This window comes from Schaalia sp. JY-X169, from assembly GCF_014069575.1.
GTDB lineage: Bacteria > Actinomycetota > Actinomycetes > Actinomycetales > Actinomycetaceae > Scrofimicrobium.
Genome location: NZ_CP059675.1, coordinates 369,530 through 386,951, shown reverse-complemented (window position 1 = coordinate 386,951; position 17,422 = coordinate 369,530). Strand labels below are relative to the sequence as shown.

Annotated in this window: 12 protein-coding genes and 3 tRNA genes; all 15 read right to left on the bottom strand. The window is 58.1% G+C overall.

Annotated elements, in window-relative coordinates:
• Position 1: 1 nt before the first annotated feature.
• Positions 2-904: a bifunctional methylenetetrahydrofolate dehydrogenase/methenyltetrahydrofolate cyclohydrolase gene (locus tag H2O65_RS01675; protein WP_182141891.1), complete on the bottom strand. Its 903-nt coding sequence runs from the start codon at positions 902-904 to the stop codon at positions 2-4.
• A complete protein-coding gene (gene glyA, locus H2O65_RS01670) occupies positions 901-2,202 on the bottom strand; it encodes a serine hydroxymethyltransferase (RefSeq protein ID WP_182141890.1) in 1,302 nt (433 codons plus the stop codon). Before glyA ends, H2O65_RS01675 begins: the two co-directional genes overlap by 4 nt.
• Before the next feature lie 105 nt (positions 2,203-2,307).
• Positions 2,308-3,276 (bottom strand): sugar-binding transcriptional regulator, encoded by a 969-nt coding sequence (locus H2O65_RS01665; RefSeq protein ID WP_182141889.1) that lies wholly within the window; start codon positions 3,274-3,276, stop codon positions 2,308-2,310.
• A gap of 905 nt (positions 3,277-4,181) precedes the next feature.
• A complete protein-coding gene (locus tag H2O65_RS01660) occupies positions 4,182-5,171 on the bottom strand; it encodes a malate dehydrogenase (protein WP_182141888.1) in 990 nt (329 codons plus the stop codon).
• A 114-nt stretch (positions 5,172-5,285) separates the two neighbouring features.
• The gene (pgi, locus tag H2O65_RS01655) at positions 5,286-6,983 is read right to left on the bottom strand and encodes a glucose-6-phosphate isomerase (RefSeq protein ID WP_182141887.1); all 1,698 of its coding nucleotides are present in this window, start codon (positions 6,981-6,983) and stop codon (positions 5,286-5,288) included.
• Positions 6,980-9,352, bottom strand: a complete 2,373-nt coding sequence (locus H2O65_RS01650) for a 6-phosphofructokinase (protein WP_182141886.1) — start codon at positions 9,350-9,352, stop codon at positions 6,980-6,982. The genes pgi and H2O65_RS01650 overlap by 4 nt, the downstream gene beginning before the upstream one ends.
• Before the next feature lie 46 nt (positions 9,353-9,398).
• Complete coding sequence (locus H2O65_RS01645; protein ID WP_182141885.1) at positions 9,399-10,616, bottom strand: NADP-dependent isocitrate dehydrogenase; 1,218 nt, start codon at positions 10,614-10,616, stop codon at positions 9,399-9,401.
• A 68-nt stretch (positions 10,617-10,684) separates the two neighbouring features.
• The gene (locus H2O65_RS01640; RefSeq protein ID WP_182141884.1) at positions 10,685-11,917 is read right to left on the bottom strand and encodes a UDP-N-acetylmuramate dehydrogenase; all 1,233 of its coding nucleotides are present in this window, start codon (positions 11,915-11,917) and stop codon (positions 10,685-10,687) included.
• A 172-nt stretch (positions 11,918-12,089) separates the two neighbouring features.
• Positions 12,090-12,260, bottom strand: a complete 171-nt coding sequence (gene rpmG, locus H2O65_RS01635) for a 50S ribosomal protein L33 (protein ID WP_182141883.1) — start codon at positions 12,258-12,260, stop codon at positions 12,090-12,092.
• 112 nt (positions 12,261-12,372) lie between these two features.
• Positions 12,373-12,446 (bottom strand) — tRNA-Met (locus tag H2O65_RS01630).
• A 34-nt stretch (positions 12,447-12,480) separates the two neighbouring features.
• Positions 12,481-12,553, bottom strand: a tRNA-Thr gene (locus H2O65_RS01625).
• 158 nt (positions 12,554-12,711) lie between these two features.
• Positions 12,712-14,850 carry a glucose PTS transporter subunit IIA gene (locus H2O65_RS01620; protein ID WP_182141882.1) on the bottom strand — a complete coding sequence of 713 codons (2,139 nt, stop codon included), beginning with the start codon at positions 14,848-14,850 and terminating at the stop codon, positions 12,712-12,714.
• A 975-nt stretch (positions 14,851-15,825) separates the two neighbouring features.
• A tRNA-Tyr gene (locus H2O65_RS01615) sits at positions 15,826-15,907 on the bottom strand.
• Between the two features lie 128 nt (positions 15,908-16,035).
• Positions 16,036-16,530 (bottom strand): YajQ family cyclic di-GMP-binding protein, encoded by a 495-nt coding sequence (locus H2O65_RS01610; protein ID WP_182141881.1) that lies wholly within the window; start codon positions 16,528-16,530, stop codon positions 16,036-16,038.
• Between the two features lie 10 nt (positions 16,531-16,540).
• Entirely contained in the window at positions 16,541-17,416 is an 876-nt protein-coding gene (locus H2O65_RS01605) for a M48 family metalloprotease (RefSeq protein ID WP_259349554.1), read from the bottom strand.
• Between the last annotated feature and the right edge of the window lie 6 nt (positions 17,417-17,422).

The window sequence follows — 17,422 nt, the reverse complement described above, 5'->3', positions numbered from 1 at the left end:
TCTATGCTTGCAGCTCCGCCTGGTGGACCACATTCTCAAGAAGCATGACGCGCGTCATCGGTCCGACTCCACCCGGATTGGGTGACAGCCAGCCCGCAACGAACTGAACACCGTCTGCCACATCCCCGGCAATCTTCCCGTCCCGCCTTGATACCCCCACGTCAACAACTGCAGCACCTGGCTTCACGTCCTCGGCAGTGACCAGGTCGGGAACCCCTGCCGCGGCGATAATGACATCAGCTGCTCGCATCTCAGCCCGGAGGTCACGGGTTCCGGTGTGGCAAAGAACCGCAGTGGCACCAACGCTACGCTGTCCCAGCATCAAACCTAGAGGGCGACCCGTCGTCAGACCACGCCCAACAACGCAGACTCGCGCCCCGCGCAGTTCCACTCCATTGTCACGGAGGAGTTCCACAACGCCTCTGGGCGTACATGGTTGAGGGGCCTGTGAAGTCCCCGCAATATCTTCAACCAGGAGACCCAGGTTGTACGGGTGGAGGCCATCCGCATCCTTCGCGGGGTCCATGAGGTGCAAGATCGCCGACTCGTCAATGTGATCCGGCAAAGGGAGCTGCACGATGAAGGCGGTACAGGATGGATCTGCGTTCAGTCTGCGAACCGCAGCCTCCACATCTGCCTGCGTTGCATCTGCCGGGAGGCGGACGTCGATAGAGCGGATCCCCACCTCTTCACAGTCGCGGTGCTTCGCGCCAACATAGATGTGCGAGGCCGGGTCTTCCCCAACCAGGATCGTCCCCAGCCCGGGCGTCACGCCCTTGGACTTGAGGATCGCCACTCGATCTCGGAGCTGTTGCTTCTTCCTTGCAGCGAGCGACGACCCGTCAAGCGGTAAGGCAACATCTCCCCCTTCGCCTGCGGAACCTGTCAGCCAAGGAAACCTCATGCCATGACCTTGAGATCAGCGATGTCTTCATAGAGCGGGTGCGTTGAAGCGAGAGCTGCAACTCGGTCACGCAGTCCGGCCTCGTCGACCTCTCCGCGAGCACCCTGACGAAGCGCGGTGGCAACGATGTCGGAAACCTCCACAAAGTCTCCCACTTGGAATCCGCGGGTAGCCAAGGCGGGGGTGCCGATCCGCAAGCCCGATGTGACCCTGGGCGGGCGAGGATCGAACGGAACAGCATTGCGGTTAATCGTCACGCCGACGCGGTGAAGCAAATCTTCCCCATCCGCACCACTCAGGGGACTGGCCTGCAGGTCAACCAGCACCAGGTGAACATCCGTGCCGCCTGTGAGAACCGAGATCCCCTCCGCAGTCACATCATCTTGTAGCAGGCGGTCAGCAAGGATCTTGGCGCCCGCAAGGGTACGGGTCTGCCTCTCACGGAACTCCTCCGAGGCCGCGATCTTCATTGCGACGGCCTTCGCCGCAACAGCCTGCATCAGCGGACCACCCTGCTGTCCCGGGAACACAGCCGAGTCGATCTTCCGCCCCCACTGCTCACCCCGTGAAGTGAGGATCATTCCTGACCGAGGTCCTCCCAGTGTCTTATGCACAGTGGTGGTGACGAGGTCGGCGTACGGCAGGGGGTTTGGATGCAGCCCCGCAGCGACTAGGCCGGCAAAATGTGCCATATCCACCATTAGTGCTGCCCCGACCTCGTCCGCAATTGAGCGGAACGCTTCAAAGTCCAGCTGCCTCGGATAGGCAGACCATCCGGCAATAAGGACGCTAGGACGGACCTCAAGAGCGCGGTCACGTACCACGTCCATGTCGATCAGATAGGTGATGGGGTCAACGCCGTATGAGTGCGACTCGTAGAAACGCCCTGAGAAGTTGATCTTCATTCCATGCGTGAGGTGACCACCGTGTGCCAGTTCGAGGCCGAGCAAACGATCGCCGGGTGCTGCAAGAGCCTGAATGGCAGCAGCGTTGGCTTGGGCTCCAGCGTGGGGTTGAACATTGACATGATCGGCACCAAACAGCTCTTTGGCTCGACTAATCGCCAGTTCTTCGGCAATGTCTACCCATTCGCAACCGCCATAGTAACGGCGTCCTGGGTAGCCTTCCGCGTACTTGTTCGTCAGAACGGAGCCCTGCGCTTCCAAGACTGCATACGGCACAAAGTTCTCTGATGCGATCATCTCAAGGGTTCCGCGTTGGCGCCCTAGTTCGCCCTCGACGACGGCATGGATCTCTGGATCTACGATTGACAGCGGCTGGTAGAGACTAGAAGACAAAACGATACTTCCCCTCGATACTTGCGTGGCTCCCGAACAATGGAACGTCCCTACCCTACTGCCCAAACAAGTGCGGGCGGCGCCAAGGTTTGCAGTGGAAGACAGTTAGTCGAGGAGGGCCGTCGCGGTCTGCGAATCAGTGATCAGCACGGTTGCTAAACGGCCTTTCAGCGTAGCTGCCAGCGGAGTAACTTTGTCTGGACCCGTGCAAACGGCTATGGACCACTGCGCCTGCGCTAGTGATCGCAGCGACATTGCGGGAATGCGCTCCTCAAGCCTGTCTGACACCGGCTGAGCCTCCGCATCAACCAACCTGCCGAGGACGTTCGCCCTCGCGCCAAGCTCCCACAGTTCCTTAAGCTCCACGTGGGACAGGAACCCCGACTTGACGATAATCGATGATGAAGGAATAGATCCGGGTGAGAAGATGACGACGTCAGCACTCTCAGCCTCGTCCACAACGCGTCGTGCTGCGGGTGAGATATCGCTACTCGCTCCCCGCAACGAATTCTCCAAAACCTCGTCAAATAGGGAGACTGTGCCGGGGGCTTTGCGGGCCAGGAGTCGGGTAGCTCCAGAACCAAGCAGCTCATCAACCCCTCCGGGTGCAGCATTTGCTTGAACGACGCGGGTACCTGGGGACCATCGTGGTGCTGCGGCGCGTGCCACCGCCGAAGTTGTTCGACCCCATGCGAGGGCTACCGCCGTCGGACGAGGGCGAATGTCAGCAAGATAATCAGCAGCAGTTTGGGCAACCAGTGCCAGGGTTTGTCCGGTGGTCTCCTGGGTGCCAACAACCTGAACGTCAGCCAGGCCGAAACGTGATTCCAGTTCAATCTCGAGTGAACGGACCCGGGCCTGTGCATGACGAATACGAATGTCGACAACTCCGGAGTCCTCACCTTCTTTGAGGAGGCGTCCCACGGTCCAACGAGTGCACCCCATTCTCTCCGCAACAGCTGCTTGGGTAAGGCCATCGAGAAAGTAAAGTTGGGCGGCACGAAGTACAGCCCGCTGGCGCTCACTTGTTGGAAGCTTTGCCACGGGTGCAGCGCTATCTGCTGGTGTTGTCACGGCTCCTCACCCAAAACTCAATGTCGTTGGTCGAGTGTACGCAGGTGGCCCCCACTCGACGCAAGGCAATTTGTTGCCGCTAACATCATAGGCGCAAAGCTGCAGGTCAGAACACGTGAGGAGATGACAGGTCGGGCGCCGGCCCACCCGGTCCACTGCCCTACCCAACCTCTCTATCCTGCCCGGCCAAGCGCCCAGCCCAGCCTCGGCCCCGACCACGGACGCCTGCCCAGCCTCGGCCCCGGACGCCTGCCTCGAACCCCCGCCCCGGCCAAGCGCCCAGCCTTTCGCGAAATGTATACGTGGGGGCGAAATGTTCGTCTGGGGTACGTACCCCAGGGGCGCTTTTCATCCCCACGTATACATTTGGCGGCGTCCGCCTCTCAACTCATGAGAATCCTGTACGTGTCGCACTGCCTGTGGGTTTGGGTTGGGAGCTGGGGCTGGTACGCCATAGCGAGCCGGTTAGGCTCGCATAACGGTGTCATCCCTGGCTGCGCTGGGCCTATCGGGCTCCCTATGGCTTAGGCGGCTCCGCATTGCTGGGGAACCCCGCGGGCGCCTTGCACCTGGGCCGCCCCACGCACACCCGCGGCACCCACACCGGCCTCCGCCTCCGCCTCCGCGAGATCGAATAGTATCGACAGTTCCGGGCCCAATAACAGTGTAATGTATCGATACTATTCGATCTCGCGGTTTGGGGCGGGTAGTGGCGGCAACGGTGAACGGTCGTCGAGGCAAGAAGGGTGCCCACGGCCTCTTCTGCGACCAGCCAATAAACAACTTACAGAAGAGCCACCAAACCGGGTCACAACACATGAGGAGGGGGTCGAACCAAACCGGGTCACAACACATGAGGAGGGGGCCGAACCCAACCGGTCCGGCCCCCTCCAACAAATCTGCTACTACTTGATGAAGCCCATCGCCTTCACGGCGTCGTACTCCTCAGTAAGCGCAGCAATGTTCTCTTCAATGCCGCCGCGCGTGCCAGCGTTGATTTCAAGGTCGTCAACGATCTTGTATTCGCCATCCACCGAAACACAGGGGAAGCCGAATGACAGGCCCTTCGGGACACCGTAGTGGGTGCCATCAGAGTAGTGTCCAACCGTCACGAACTCGCCATCCTTGGTGCCATTGACCCAGTCATGCATGTGGTCAATTGCAGCCGAAGCAGCCGAAGCAGCCGAAGACGCACCGCGCGCCTCGATGATGGCCGCACCACGCTTGGCAACTGTTGGGCGGAAGTAGTCCTTCAGCCACTCTGCCGACACCAGCTCGTCAGCGGGTGTGCCGTTGACAGTTGCGTAGGAAACATCCGGGTACTGATCTGCGGAGTGGTTGCCCCAAACAGTCACATTCTTGATGTCACGAACAAATGCATCTGTCTTAGCGGCGAGCTGAGCAATAGCCCTGTTCTGGTCAAGGCGCAGCATCGAAGTAAAGCGCTCTGCGGGGACGTCCGGCGCTGCATTCTGAGCAATCACAGCATTTGTATTGGCCGGGTTGCCAACAACTAGGACACGAATGTCCTCAGCGGCATGGTCATTGATTGCTTTGCCCTGCGGGCCGAAGATTCCAGCATTCGCCTCAAGGAGATCTGCGCGCTCCATACCTGCGGTACGAGGGCGAGCCCCAACCAAGAACGCCATGTTTGAAGCTTCGAATGCCTTGTTGGCATCGTCAAACACGTTCACTGAATCAAGCAGGGGGAACGCCGAATCCAGCAGTTCCATTGCGGTACCTTCGGCAGCGCGCACGCCCTGGGGGATCTCCAGAAGGTTCAGCTTCACAGGCGTGTCATCACCGAACACAGCGCCCGACGCAATGCGGAACAAGAGGGCATAGCCAATATTGCCAGCTGCACCAGTGACGGTTATCGTGCGGGGTTCCAACATTTAATAACTCCTCAGTGTTTGTGAAAAAACAAGTTGATTTCTCTGGTCAATCATAGGTCTGACAACCGCGGTCCCGCAGGGCCCTTAGACCCCGGTGGGAACCGAGCCATCCGGTCACTTCTTACGGTTGGCCAAGTAGTATTCGATGAGCTCCTTGGTTGAAGGATCCTGCGCATCCAAGACTTCACGGTCGCCTTCAATAGCGGGAAGAAGTCCCATAGCCAAGACCTTGCCCAGCTCAACCCCCCACTGATCGAACGAGTCAATTCCCCAGACGGCTCCTTCGACAAAGGTCAGGTGCTCATAGAGGGCAACCAGCTGGCCAAGCACGCTGGGGGTCAATGCTGGCGCCATGATCGAGGTCGTGGGGCGGTTCCCCGTAAACACGCGCGCTGATACCAACTCCTCTGCCGTTCCTTCCGCACGCACTTCATCCTCAGACTTACCAAATGCCAGCGCTTTGGTCTGTGCAAAGAAGTTGGAAAGTAGCAGTTCGTGCATGTCCGCATCACCGTCCGCAAGCGGCCAGACAGGATTTGCAAACGCGATGAAGTCGGCAGGAATCAGCCTGGTGCCCTGATGAAGCAGTTGGAAGAAGGCGTGCTGTCCGTTCGTTCCCGGTTCACCCCAGAACACTTCCCCGGTGTCATAAGAAACTGGCGAGCCGTCCCACCGCACCCCCTTACCATTCGATTCCATGGTCATCTGCTGCAAGTAGGCCGGGAAGCGATGCAGGTACTGGGAGTAGGGCAGCACCACGTGGGAAGAAGCGTTGAGGAAATTCACGTACCAGACGTTCAGTAGTCCCATCAACATCGGCACATTTTTCTCTGCTGGAGCGCTCAAGAAGTGCTCATCCATCTTATGGAGCCCGTCAAGGAACTCAGAGAAAACCTGCGGGCCGAGGACGATAGCCAGGGAGGTTCCAACGGCCGACGAAACAGAGTATCTTCCCCCCACCCAGTCCCAAAACCCAAACGCGTTCTGAGGGTCGATCCCAAAGTCGGCAACGCGATCCAGTGCCGTCGACACGGCGACAAAGTGCTTGGCAACCGCTTCTTGCGCCTTCGCGGAGTCGGGACCATCAATTACGCCCTCTTCAGTCAGACTATCGAGGAACCACTGGCGGACAACACGCGCATTCGTGATGGTTTCCAGCGTTGTGAAGGTCTTGGAGGTTACAACAACCAACGTCGTCTGAGGATCAAGGTCGCGAACCGTATCCGCCGCGTCGGTCGGGTCAATATTCGAGATGAAACGTGCTTCCATCCCCTCTTTTGCGAAAGGCCTCAGCGCCTCATAGACCATGACGGGGCCGAGGTCGGAACCCCCGATGCCAATGTTGACGACCGTTGTCAGAGGTTTGCCTGTGATTCCCGTCCAGGACCCGTCCCGGACCTGGTCTGCAAACGAGTAGACCTTCTTGAGTTCGGCATGCACCGCCGGCATCACATCGGCTCCATCGACCAGCAGGGCCTCCCCCTCAGGTCGGCGTAAAGCCGTGTGGAGGACGCTTCGGTCTTCCGTTACATTTATCCGCGCGCCTTCAAACATCTGGTCCCGGTGCTCTGTCACGCCCGTCTGCTCTGCCAGAGCCATGAGTTGGGCGAGGACGGAGGGCGTAATCAGATTCTTCGAAAGGTCCACATGCAAATCACCGGCAGTGAGGGTGTACCTCTGCGCCCTCTTCGGGTCCGCAGCAAACCACCCACCGATGTCAGGCACGAACTCTTGAGCAGTTTCTTCCAGGGTGTCCCAGGCAGCCGTTGTCGTGGGATCAACCGGTGAGCCAAGTACGGCGTCTTTGGTCATTTCTTTCCTTCTCTCATAGCTTCCTTCATGACCCGTTGTTCGCCCGGTGCAGCGGGCGCTGAACCAGCGATTTGGATGCGTCGCACCTGCAGTTCGGCGTTCTCCAAAGAAACAGTTTCACTCATGAGTCGCAGCGGCAACCACCACTGCTCCCTGGGTCGTCGGTGAACCATATCCAACAGTTCCGACATCATGGTCACGGGCTGCGCTGTGATACCGTCATCGGCCATTCCCATGAAGACCGCATCCGTGTTTCCTCCACGGAACGCCTGCTCAAGGTAGACCACGGCCCTATGGGTTAGCCGAGTAGCGAGAATGCGGTCAAACGCCGAAGGCATCCCACCTTGCTGAATATGACCGAGGGCGGAGTCACGGACATCAAACAACCCTTCACCAGCCGCCTCAATGGCGCGAGAGATAAACTCGCGATCGTAATGCGTTGAAGTCTCCTCATTCATGACTACCATGAACACCCGACGACCGTCCTCGAAAGACTTCCTCATAAGTGTCAAGTCGTGAGATAGGTCGTCAAGAGCCAAATCTTCTTCATTGAGGTAAATGTATTCGGCTCCCGAAGCGATACCGCTCATCAGCGCCAAGTAGCCGCACTTGCGCCCCATGGCCTCTGCAACAAAGCAGCGTCGTGAGGCAGCAGCAGATTCCTTCATGCGGTCCAGGGCCCACACCGCATTGTTAATGGCCGTATCTGCCCCAATTGTTAGCTCCGTGCCCGGCAGATTGTTGTCGATAGATGCGGGGACGAGGACGATCGGAATATTCAGGGCTGGGAAGTGCCCCCGCGCCGCGTTGAGGTCGCTGACTGCCATGTAGGCGGAATGCCCGCCGATGACAAGAAGCGCGTCTATGTCATTGCGTTCGATGGAGCGTCCCAACGCGTAGTACTCTTCCGGTTTCGGAACGGGACGGCGCGTCCCGAGGACGGCACCCCCATCAAAGGCCCATCCTTCGACTGCTTCCCAGTTCAGAGGGCGGATACTTTCATTGATGAGGCCGTCCCAAGAGCCCTCAATACCCAGCATTTCCCAACCACAATCCAAGCCAAGCCGAACCGCGGCACGAACGGCGGTGTTCATTCCGGGTGCCAGGCCGCCCGCATGCAGAATCGCAACGCGCTTGGTCTTCTTCCTGTCCTTGGTCAACTGTGGTGGTGCAGAGAGAGTGAAAAAGACATTCCCCATCTGGTAGTAGCTTCTGCCGCGAGCACGCCGAGCAGCGATGTACTCCCCCTCTTCGATGAGTCCAGCAACAGCCTTCGTGTCCTGAATCGACTCTTCGAGGGGTAGTCGGGTCACGCGGTTTCTCCGTACACCGAGGATCACCCCGCGCCCGTACGCGGCGGGATCAAACAGCTCCTGCACCGCGGCGTACCCCAGAAGCGTCGACATCCAACGGTCGTAAGCCGTGGGGGCGCCACCACGCTGAATATGACCCAGGATCGTCACCCGGGCGTCCTCGTCCAACCCCTCTTTTAGTGCTGTCTTGACATCCTCTGTGGTCAGCGATTTACCATAAATATCCCGAGCACCTTCTGCCACAAGGATGATCGATTCACGGCGGCCAGCCTGCCTTCCCAGCTGCAGCTTCCTGCACATGTCTTGCTGCCACCCGTTTCCAGCGGGTTCTTCCGGTGTGAAAACATAGTCTGCACCGCCAGCAACGCCCGCCATAAGAGGCAGGTACCCGCAGGCACGCCCCATCACCTCAACAACGAATGTGCGCTGGTGGGAGGCGGCTGTGGATGCAAGCATGTCCATCGCGGCAATGATGCGGGTCAGTGCGGTGTCAGCACCAATAGTCATGTCGCTGCCGACGAGGTCGTTGTCGATTGACCCGACCAGGCCGACCAGCGTCAACTCCGGGTAGTCCCGAGCGACCTCAGGGGTGATCTGCCCCTCTTCCACGAGTTCGGCCAAGTGCTGGCCCCACTCGCGACGGAAGTGATCAGCTCCGGTGAGGGAGCCGTCCCCACCGATGACGATGAGCCCGTCGATGCGCTTATCGATGAGGTTCTTGGCTGCCCTGTGGCGCCCGTCATACTCACGAAACTCGGCACTTCGCGCCGTCCCGATGGTGGTGCCGCCCTTACCGAGGATGGAGGATACAGAAGACCAATCCATCTCCTTGATGAACTGCCCACCCCGGACGGCACCATCCCACCCCTCCAATACCGCGAAGGGTTGAGCACCTGCGGCCAGGGCCGTGCGCACAACAGCTCGAACCGCGGCATTCATTCCCGGTGCGTCCCCACCGGAAGTAAGCACCCCGAGTCTGTACGGCTCCCCGGTCCTCTCGTTGATCCCACTAATGAGTTCAACGTCTGATGGTTCAACGAAGTTGCGGATGGACATTTCTGGCTTCCCTTCCCGAGAGAGGCTTTGCTTTCAGGCAGTCGTCCTAAGAGAGTCGCTCACGCAGATTCTCATCAATAGCGCCAAGGAACTCTTCCGTTGTCAGCCAAGGCTGCTCCGGCCCGATCAGGAGGGAGAGATCCTTGGTCATTTTGCCGGACTCAACAGTCTTGATGACCACGTCCTCCAACGTGTTCGCGAAGTCCGCGACCTCGGGCGTCTCATCCAGCTTCGCACGGTGGGCAAGCCCGCGGGTCCAAGCAAAGATGGATGCAATGGGGTTGGTCGAGGTCGGGTTCCCAACCTGGTGCTGGCGATAGTGGCGGGTCACCGTGCCGTGAGCGGCCTCGGCCTCAACAGTCTTGCCATCCGGTGTCATCAGTACCGAGGTCATCAAGCCCAGGGAACCGAAGCCCTGCGCGACAATGTCAGACTGGACATCGCCATCGTAGTTCTTGCAGGCCCAGACATAGCCCCCCTCCCACTTCAGGGCAGACGCAACCATGTCGTCGATTAGGCGGTGCTCGTACGTGAGGCCGGCGGCCTCATACTGGTCTTTGTATTCGGCATCAAACACCTCTTGGAAGATGTCTTTGAACTGCCCGTCGTATGCCTTGAGAATAGTGTTCTTTGTCGACATGTAGACGGGGAAACCGCGCTGCAACCCATATGCGAACGAGGCGCGCGCAAAGTCGCGAATCGAGTCGTTAAAGTTGTACATTCCCATCACCACTCCCCCGGACTCCGGGATCTCAACGACCTCGAACTCCATTGGTTCTGAGTCGTCGTTAGGAGTGAACGTTAGAGTCACCGTCCCACCCGTGGGGGCTTTGAAGTCCGTGGCACGGTACTGATCACCAAATGCATGACGCCCAACAACGATCGGCTTCGTCCACGTTGGGACCAAACGCGGAACATTGTTGATGATGATCGGTTCCCGGAAGATGACGCCACCCAGAATATTGCGGATAGTCCCGTTCGGGGAACGCCACATCTTCTTGAGGTCAAACTCTTCAACACGGGCTTCGTCAGGTGTGATGGTGGCGCACTTAATGCCGACACCGTACTTCTTGATTGCTTCCGCAGCATCAACTGTCACCTGGTCATCGGTTGCATCGCGGTTCTGGATCGACAGGTCGTAGTACCGCAGATCGATGTCCAGGTAGGGGAAAATCAAACGGTCCTTGATGAACTGCCAAATGATCCTTGTCATCTCATCGCCATCTAGATCAACAACGGGACCGATTACCTTGATTTTCGCCATTTTCACTCCTCTGACCGACACTGGTTAGCAACTGTCAGCTTACTGGAGTCAACCCCGTCTCTGGGCGATCAGATTGAGATTCCCACTTGAACGGGTTCTGGCTCGAGGCGAATTCCGAAATGCGACTCCACACCGTCACGCACCGCTCTCGCAAGTTCAACCACATCCTCACTGGTGGCATCTCCGCGGTTGGTGAGGGCGAGGACGTGCTTGGTTGAGAGTCGTGCCTGCGCGTTCTCCGTGAGGCCGAATCCTTTCGAGAAGCCCGCCTGCTGAATAAGCCACGCAGCAGAAGTCTTGATCTTCCCCTCAACTGTCGCGTGAGATTCATCCACGCCCGTAAGAGGAGCGTTCGATCCCACTTCAACGGGAAAACGTGGCGCCTTGAAGGGCAGCTTCTCATCTGCCTCACGCTCCGTGAGGATCGGATTGGTGAAGAAAGAGCCAGCAGACCACGTGTCATGATCTTCAGGGTCCAGAACCATTCCTTTGGAGGAGCGCAGTTCCAGAACAGCGGCCCTCACGTCGACCGTAGAGGCCCTGGATCCGACCTCGACTCTCAGCGCGTTTGCTAGCTCCGTATAGCGGATGGGTGCTGACCTGTCGTCCTCGAGCAACTGGAGAGCGACGCTGAGAACAACCCATCGCCCCGTGTGCTGCCAGGTTCGGCCACCACCAGCCTTGCGGTTCGATAGCGACTTCTTCAAAATTGAACTACGGTACGCCAAGTCAAGGCTTGCGCGGGAAAGTAACTGGACCCGGCCCGTGAGCCTGTCATAAGCACGCACGTAGGCCAGGTTCTCACCAATCTCCCTGCCGTACGCCCCAATGTTCTGCACGGGTGCGGCACCGACAGTTCCGGGGATCCCGGAGAGGGCTTCAAGACCCGACCAGTGCTGCCCTATCGCATAGGCGACAAGATCATCCCACGTCGTTCCAGAGGTTGCCTCAACTGTGATGCCACTTCGCTCGCTACGATCGTGAACCGCAAAGTCCCTTCGCGAGTCACGGATGACAGTTCCAAGGTAAGGGGCGTCTGAAACCACCAGATTCGAACCGCCACCCAGAACAAGCAGTTGGTTTTGGGACTCCTCTGATTCTTCGGGGAGGCGATACCACTGCTTACCGCCCTCCAAGACGCTTGGGATCGCGCGTCGCTCCTTGAGGATCCCGACAGCATGATCGTGGTCTGCCACCACATCGATGAAGTCACTCTCTGTGTCTGCATCGATCAGGGTTCTCGGCACTCCCCCGATCCTCAGCGTTGTTAGCTGAGACAGGGGGGCGGCTTGGCCTTCCATCGCTGCTCCTTGAAACCATGTATCGAGCGTGGGACCGCTCGGCTTGTGTGAAGTTTACTAGGACAGTGTGTCCTTCACCCCGCGGTCCATGCCTGGCCGCTGCGGGCAACAGCGGTTGAAAAATCAAACGCCCCAACCTTACCGGAGGGGCGTCTGAGATAGATCGAAGCGCTTAGCGGGTTTCGCGGTGCGCCGTTGACTTGTTGCAACGCGGGCAGAACTTGTTCAGTTCTAGACGGTCCGGGGTGTTGCGACGGTTCTTCTTGGTGATGTAGTTACGCTCCTTGCACTCCGAGCATGCGAGAGTGATCTTGGGGCGAACATCTGAGGACTTGCTGGCCACGATATTTCCTTAACGTTTCCGCAAGGTGCCTTGCGGGATATAAATAAGCACAAGCGATTCTACGAACGGATTAGGCATCACGCCAACTACCGTGACCCATAACTCACCATTGTAGCGAGGCGGGGACTCGAACCCCGGACCTTACGATTATGAGTCGTACGCTCTAACCAGCTGAGCTACCTCGCCACAACTGTTCCTTGCTTGCGCTAGGGACAGTCAGAGCCCCGAAAGGGAATTGAACCCTTGACCTTCTCCTTACCATGGAGACGCTCTGCCGACTGAGCTATCGGGGCAACAGAGGACAGATTACTTCAGGCACACCATCCCTTGCAAACCGCGAGCGGCCGCTATGTTCGAGATCACGAGCTCGGGTTGGGGTCGACTCTCTTCTCTGAAAACTGACCCCAACCCAAAGGCTGCAACGACGTCACAACACCTAATCGCTTGAGTGCTATTGGTTGCCCTTTGCCGCGACCTTCAGAAGCGGTGAGCCGAATGTCGCATCGCCATCTGCTCGCGCATCAATCGAACCAAACTTCTTATGGTTGGTCACCAAGACGGGTGTTATTGGTGAATACCCCGCAGCTTTGATTGCAGCGATATCAAACTCAACCAAAGGATCCCCTTCACTGACGATGTCACCCTTCGACACCAAGACCTTGAAACCGGACCCTTCCATATTGACTGTATCTATGCCGATATGAACCAATAGTTCAACACCGCTGTCCATCTTCAAACCCACTGCGTGGCCAGTTGGGAAAGTCATGATCACCTTGGCGTCTCCGGGAGCAACCAGCCGACCCTCGCTGGGATCGATGGCCACACCCGCACCAACCGCTCCCGAGGCAAATCCTGGATCCGGAACATCCTTCAACGGGACAACCTTTCCCTGCAATGGGCTAGACAGGACTGTCACGGTACCCGGTACCATCCCGGGAGCCTGCGTCCTCGGCCGCTCCTTGACTGCGGTTGCAACAGCTCCGGCTTCGAGGAACGGTTCTGCGTCCGCAGCAGTGATACCCGCCTGCTGGGCTGGTGTTTCGAATCCGTCCTGGGCCTCTTCCTCCTCAAGGATGTCCACATGCGGACCGCCCTCGGCCTTCTGCTTAGCAATGCGCGCCAAGGCTTCGGCCTTCTGTTCCGGCGTGCGGTAGTCGGTAATGACAACCAATGCCATTGCGGTGCAGAAGGCAACGGCAATCGCGATGACGTACAGGGACATCGGGGAGAAGAGCGGGATGGTGAGAAGCGAAGTGAACGCGAATGCACTGGCTGTGACCCCCGCAGTTCCGAGCAACATCGACCCCACACCAATCGTGAGACCGCCTAGGAAACAGCCGACAAGCATGCGCGGATAGATCCGCGCGAACCGCAGGTGAATGCCGTAGAGAGAAGGCTCTGAGATCCCACCAAAGAGTCCGGCAATCAGGGCGCCTGTTGAAGTTTGTCTCATCTGAGCGTCACGCTCACGCGCAGCGATGAATAGAACCCCGGCGGTTGCCCCAAAGCAAGCGAAGTTCCAAGCGCCCATGGGGCCCTGGATGAAGTCGTATCCCAACGTGTCTATGTTCATCAGCATGAGGGCGTTCAGTGGCCAGTGCAGGCCAAGAGGCACCAGGAATGGGTAGAGCATTGGGATAAGCACCGCAAACAGAAGTGGTGCAGTTGTGTTCAACCACGCGAGTCCCGTACCCAGGATCCCACCGAGCCACACACCGAGCGGGCCCAAGATGAACCCTGTGATCGGGATCATGATGATCATTGAAAGGAAGGGGAGGAACACTAACTGAAGGCTCTCAGGAACAACCTTCTTGATGCCGTGATAGACGACTGCGAGGAGTGCCGCCATCATCAATGGGACGAACACATTTCCGCCGTAGTCTGACAGCAGAAGCGGAATCCCGAAGATATCCGCACGGCAAGACTGAGTTCCCAGGGCCTCGTTGGTAACACAGGTGATGTCATCACGTGAAGAAAGGTTGATGAACTCGGGCGTCATCAGCGCGCCCATGATCGCCGCACCTAGCCAAGGGTCGACGTTGAGCTTCTTCGCAGCGTTGTAGGCCACCATGATTGGTAGGAAGTAGAAGACCGAGCGCCACATTGTGTCTAGGAACTGCCAGCCTGCCGGCTTCACCTCAGCGCGGAAGTCTTGGACTCCGAAAGCGTCCATCACCGCGGCAAAAGCGATAATTAGCGAGGCTCCCAGCAGCACGCCCAAGATGGGCCTGAAGCTGTCTGCCAAGTATTCAAAGAACCCGTCCATCCACGCGTGCTTGCCGCGGGGACCTTTCGAACGCGCTTCGGCCTTCACATCGTCAGCCGACTTGGCAGCGGTGGTTCCCATAGCTGGAAGATTGTTGATCTGTTGGAACACGGTGGCTACACCACCGCCGATTATGACTTGGTAGCGATTCCCGGCTTGGGGAACCGATCCCATGACCACGTCAATGTTATCTAGTGCTGCGGAATCTACAAGTTCTGAGTTGACCAGTTGAAAACGCAGACGCGTGGCACAGTGCGTCAGGCTCTCGATGTTCTCTGGTCCCCCTACTGCATCCACAATTGCTTGCGCAGCTAGTTCAGCCATGATGGTTGCCCTCCAGTTGTCCTCCCAAAGACGTCGGTGTCTTCGGCTAGCAGTCTCATTATGGCGCGAATCATACTTCTGTGGGGGCTGGATCGCCCAGCTTCAATGAAACGGACGGGAACCACCGTGCGCGGCAAACTAAAACCACCGTGCGCGGCAAACTAAAACCACCGTGCAGGCCTTGGGATAACCTGCCGATGCTCACTAGATTCCGGCCGTGCGGAGTCAGCAGGGCTTGCAGAGCCAGTGGGCTGTGCAGAGCCCGCTACGCCATAGCGAGCCAGCTAGGCCCAGCGAGCCGACCAGGGCTTGCAGAGCCCGCTACGCCTTAGCGAGCCAGCCTGGTCGAATAACGCTGTTTTATTGACTCGAACTAGGCCTAGTCGGCTCGCTATGGCGTAGTCGGCTCCGTATCGTCCAAACCTCAGCTGAGACATGGAAACAACAAACAAGCACGCAAAACACGCAATTTCAAAGTCGCTCTCCACGCAAAACTAACAGGCGCTTGACACCCCCTCAATGCCCGCGTCCACACCGTCTAAGACACCACGTTCTGGCCGACATCCCCAGAATAATTGTGCGCGTTTGGCGCAGTCTTGGATAACGGTGCGAGTTTGGCGCAGTCTTGGATAACGGTGCGCGTTTGGCGCGATTTCGCGCATCATTACGCCGTTATTCAAGCCAAACGCGCACCGTTGCGCCAAGCGCGCACCGTTACGCTCGGGGGCGGCCCCAAACAGTACGACACCGGCATCACCACCGAAGACGGACTCTGGGCCAGAAAAGGATGGGCAGGCAAGTGGCAACCCTAACGACACGCCCAAACCCCGGAGTTTAGACACCAATAATGGCCGCTATCCCCCAATAATGGCCGCATCCCCGAGTTTAGACACCAATAATGGCCGCATCCCCACCAAAACCCCGGGCCGGGCAACGGAAAAGCCCGGTTCCGTTAGGTTCCGGGCTTTCCTACTGTGGCGGATGAGGGATTTGAACCCCCGAAGCATTCCGCGGCTGATTTACAGTCAGCTCCCTTTGGCCACTCGGGCAATCCGCCTTGCACCCTCAAGTGGGTGCCGTGAAAGATTACCAGCTTTTGGGCCCAATCTTCCACTCCATCCCGGAGGTAGTGCGTGATCTCTCGCACCTCATCCGAGCCCCTCTAGGAGCATTACTAACGCATGACTAGCGATAGTTCACAAACTGCAGGGCAACATCCAGATCCGCCCCTTTGAGCAGTGCAATCACGTCCTGCAGGTCATTGCGAGACTTAGAAGAAACCCGAACCTCATCACCCTGGATCTGAGCTCGTACTCCCTTTGGCCCCTCATCACGGATCAGCTTCGTTATCTTCTTCGCGGTGGGTTGATCAATCCCCTCCTTCAAAGGGACAACCAACCGGTAGATCTTCCCGGCTATCTGCGGCTCACGATCCGTCAAGTCAAGCACTTTCAGCGACACACCACGGCGAACAAGCTTCGACTGCAAGACATCAATGACAGCCATGGCCCTCTCTGCAGAGTTCGCCTCCACAACGATCGTCTCCCCGACCTGCTTCAGGGATGCGTCCACTCCACGGAAGTCATAGCGGGTGGACACCTCCTTGACCGCCTGGTTGACCGCGTTGTCAACCTCTTGCGCATCTATCTTTGAAACAACGTCAAATGATGAGTCAGCCACTGGCATTTCCTTACTGTTGGTTCATCTCTTCTTGCATTGCATGGAGCCGGGCAATCCGATCCTCCATAGGAGGGTGCGTCGAGAACAGCTTCGTCATGTCCTTGCCACGGAAAGGATTGGCAATCATCATGGCAGAGGCGCTCTCACGGTCCGGAGTTCTCTCCATCGGAGCCTGGCGGCCCAGGTTGTCGATTTTATTCAAAGCCATGGCCAGTCCGACCGGATCGTTCGTTAGTAGCGCCCCGTCCTCGTCCGCGTCATACTCCCTGGATCGCGAAATACCCAACTGGACGATCGACGCAATCATCGGCGCAGCCAGTGCGGCAATGATTGCTGGAAAACCTGCCCCCCGGTCGCGGTCGCGGCCACCAAAAAGAAGTGCCCACTGTGCGAGACTCGTGATCAGTCCCGCCATCGCAGCAGCGACCGAGGACGTGAGGATGTCGCGGTTATACACGTGCATGAGCTCATGTCCGAGGACGCCCCGTAGCTCCCTTTCGTCAAGAACCTGCAGTATGCCTTCCGTACAGCAGACTGCGGCATTCTGCGGATTGCGTCCCGTCGCAAATGCGTTCGGGTTCTGCGTCGGAGCAATCCAAATGGATGGCATCGGCATTCCGGCCCTGGATGTCAGGTCTTCAACAATCGCGTAAAGTCCCGGCGCGGCCTCCCGAGTGACGGGATAGGCGTTCATCTGCTTGAGCGCAAGAGTCGCCGAGTTCCAGTAGGTGACGAATGTTGAGATCACTCCCATCCCGGCGAAGATCCACAGCCACAAAGAATCGTTGGTCCCGGCTGAAATTGCAGCACCGAGGGCCAGCAGGATCGCCCACATCAGGGCAAACAGACCAACGGTCTTCGTTGTGTTCGATAGGCGACGGTTCATGGCCTA

Bases quoted from the DNA above. Each gene is read 5' to 3' on its own strand.
- H2O65_RS01640 (WP_182141884.1), bottom strand. From the start codon at position 11,917: ATGGAAGGCCAAGCCGCCCCCCTGTCTCAGCTAACAACGCTGAGGATC.
- H2O65_RS01660 (WP_182141888.1), bottom strand. From the start codon at position 5,171: ATGTTGGAACCCCGCACGATAACCGTCACTGGTGCAGCTGGCAATATT.
- H2O65_RS01675 (WP_182141891.1), bottom strand. From the start codon at position 904: ATGAGGTTTCCTTGGCTGACAGGTTCCGCAGGCGAAGGGGGAGATGTT.
- H2O65_RS01650 (WP_182141886.1), bottom strand. From the start codon at position 9,352: ATGTCCATCCGCAACTTCGTTGAACCATCAGACGTTGAACTCATTAGT.
- H2O65_RS01645 (WP_182141885.1), bottom strand. From the start codon at position 10,616: ATGGCGAAAATCAAGGTAATCGGTCCCGTTGTTGATCTAGATGGCGAT.
- H2O65_RS01605 (WP_259349554.1), bottom strand. From the start codon at position 17,416: ATGAACCGTCGCCTATCGAACACAACGAAGACCGTTGGTCTGTTTGCC.
- H2O65_RS01620 (WP_182141882.1), bottom strand. From the start codon at position 14,850: ATGGCTGAACTAGCTGCGCAAGCAATTGTGGATGCAGTAGGGGGACCA.
- pgi (WP_182141887.1), bottom strand. From the start codon at position 6,983: ATGACCAAAGACGCCGTACTTGGCTCACCGGTTGATCCCACGACAACG.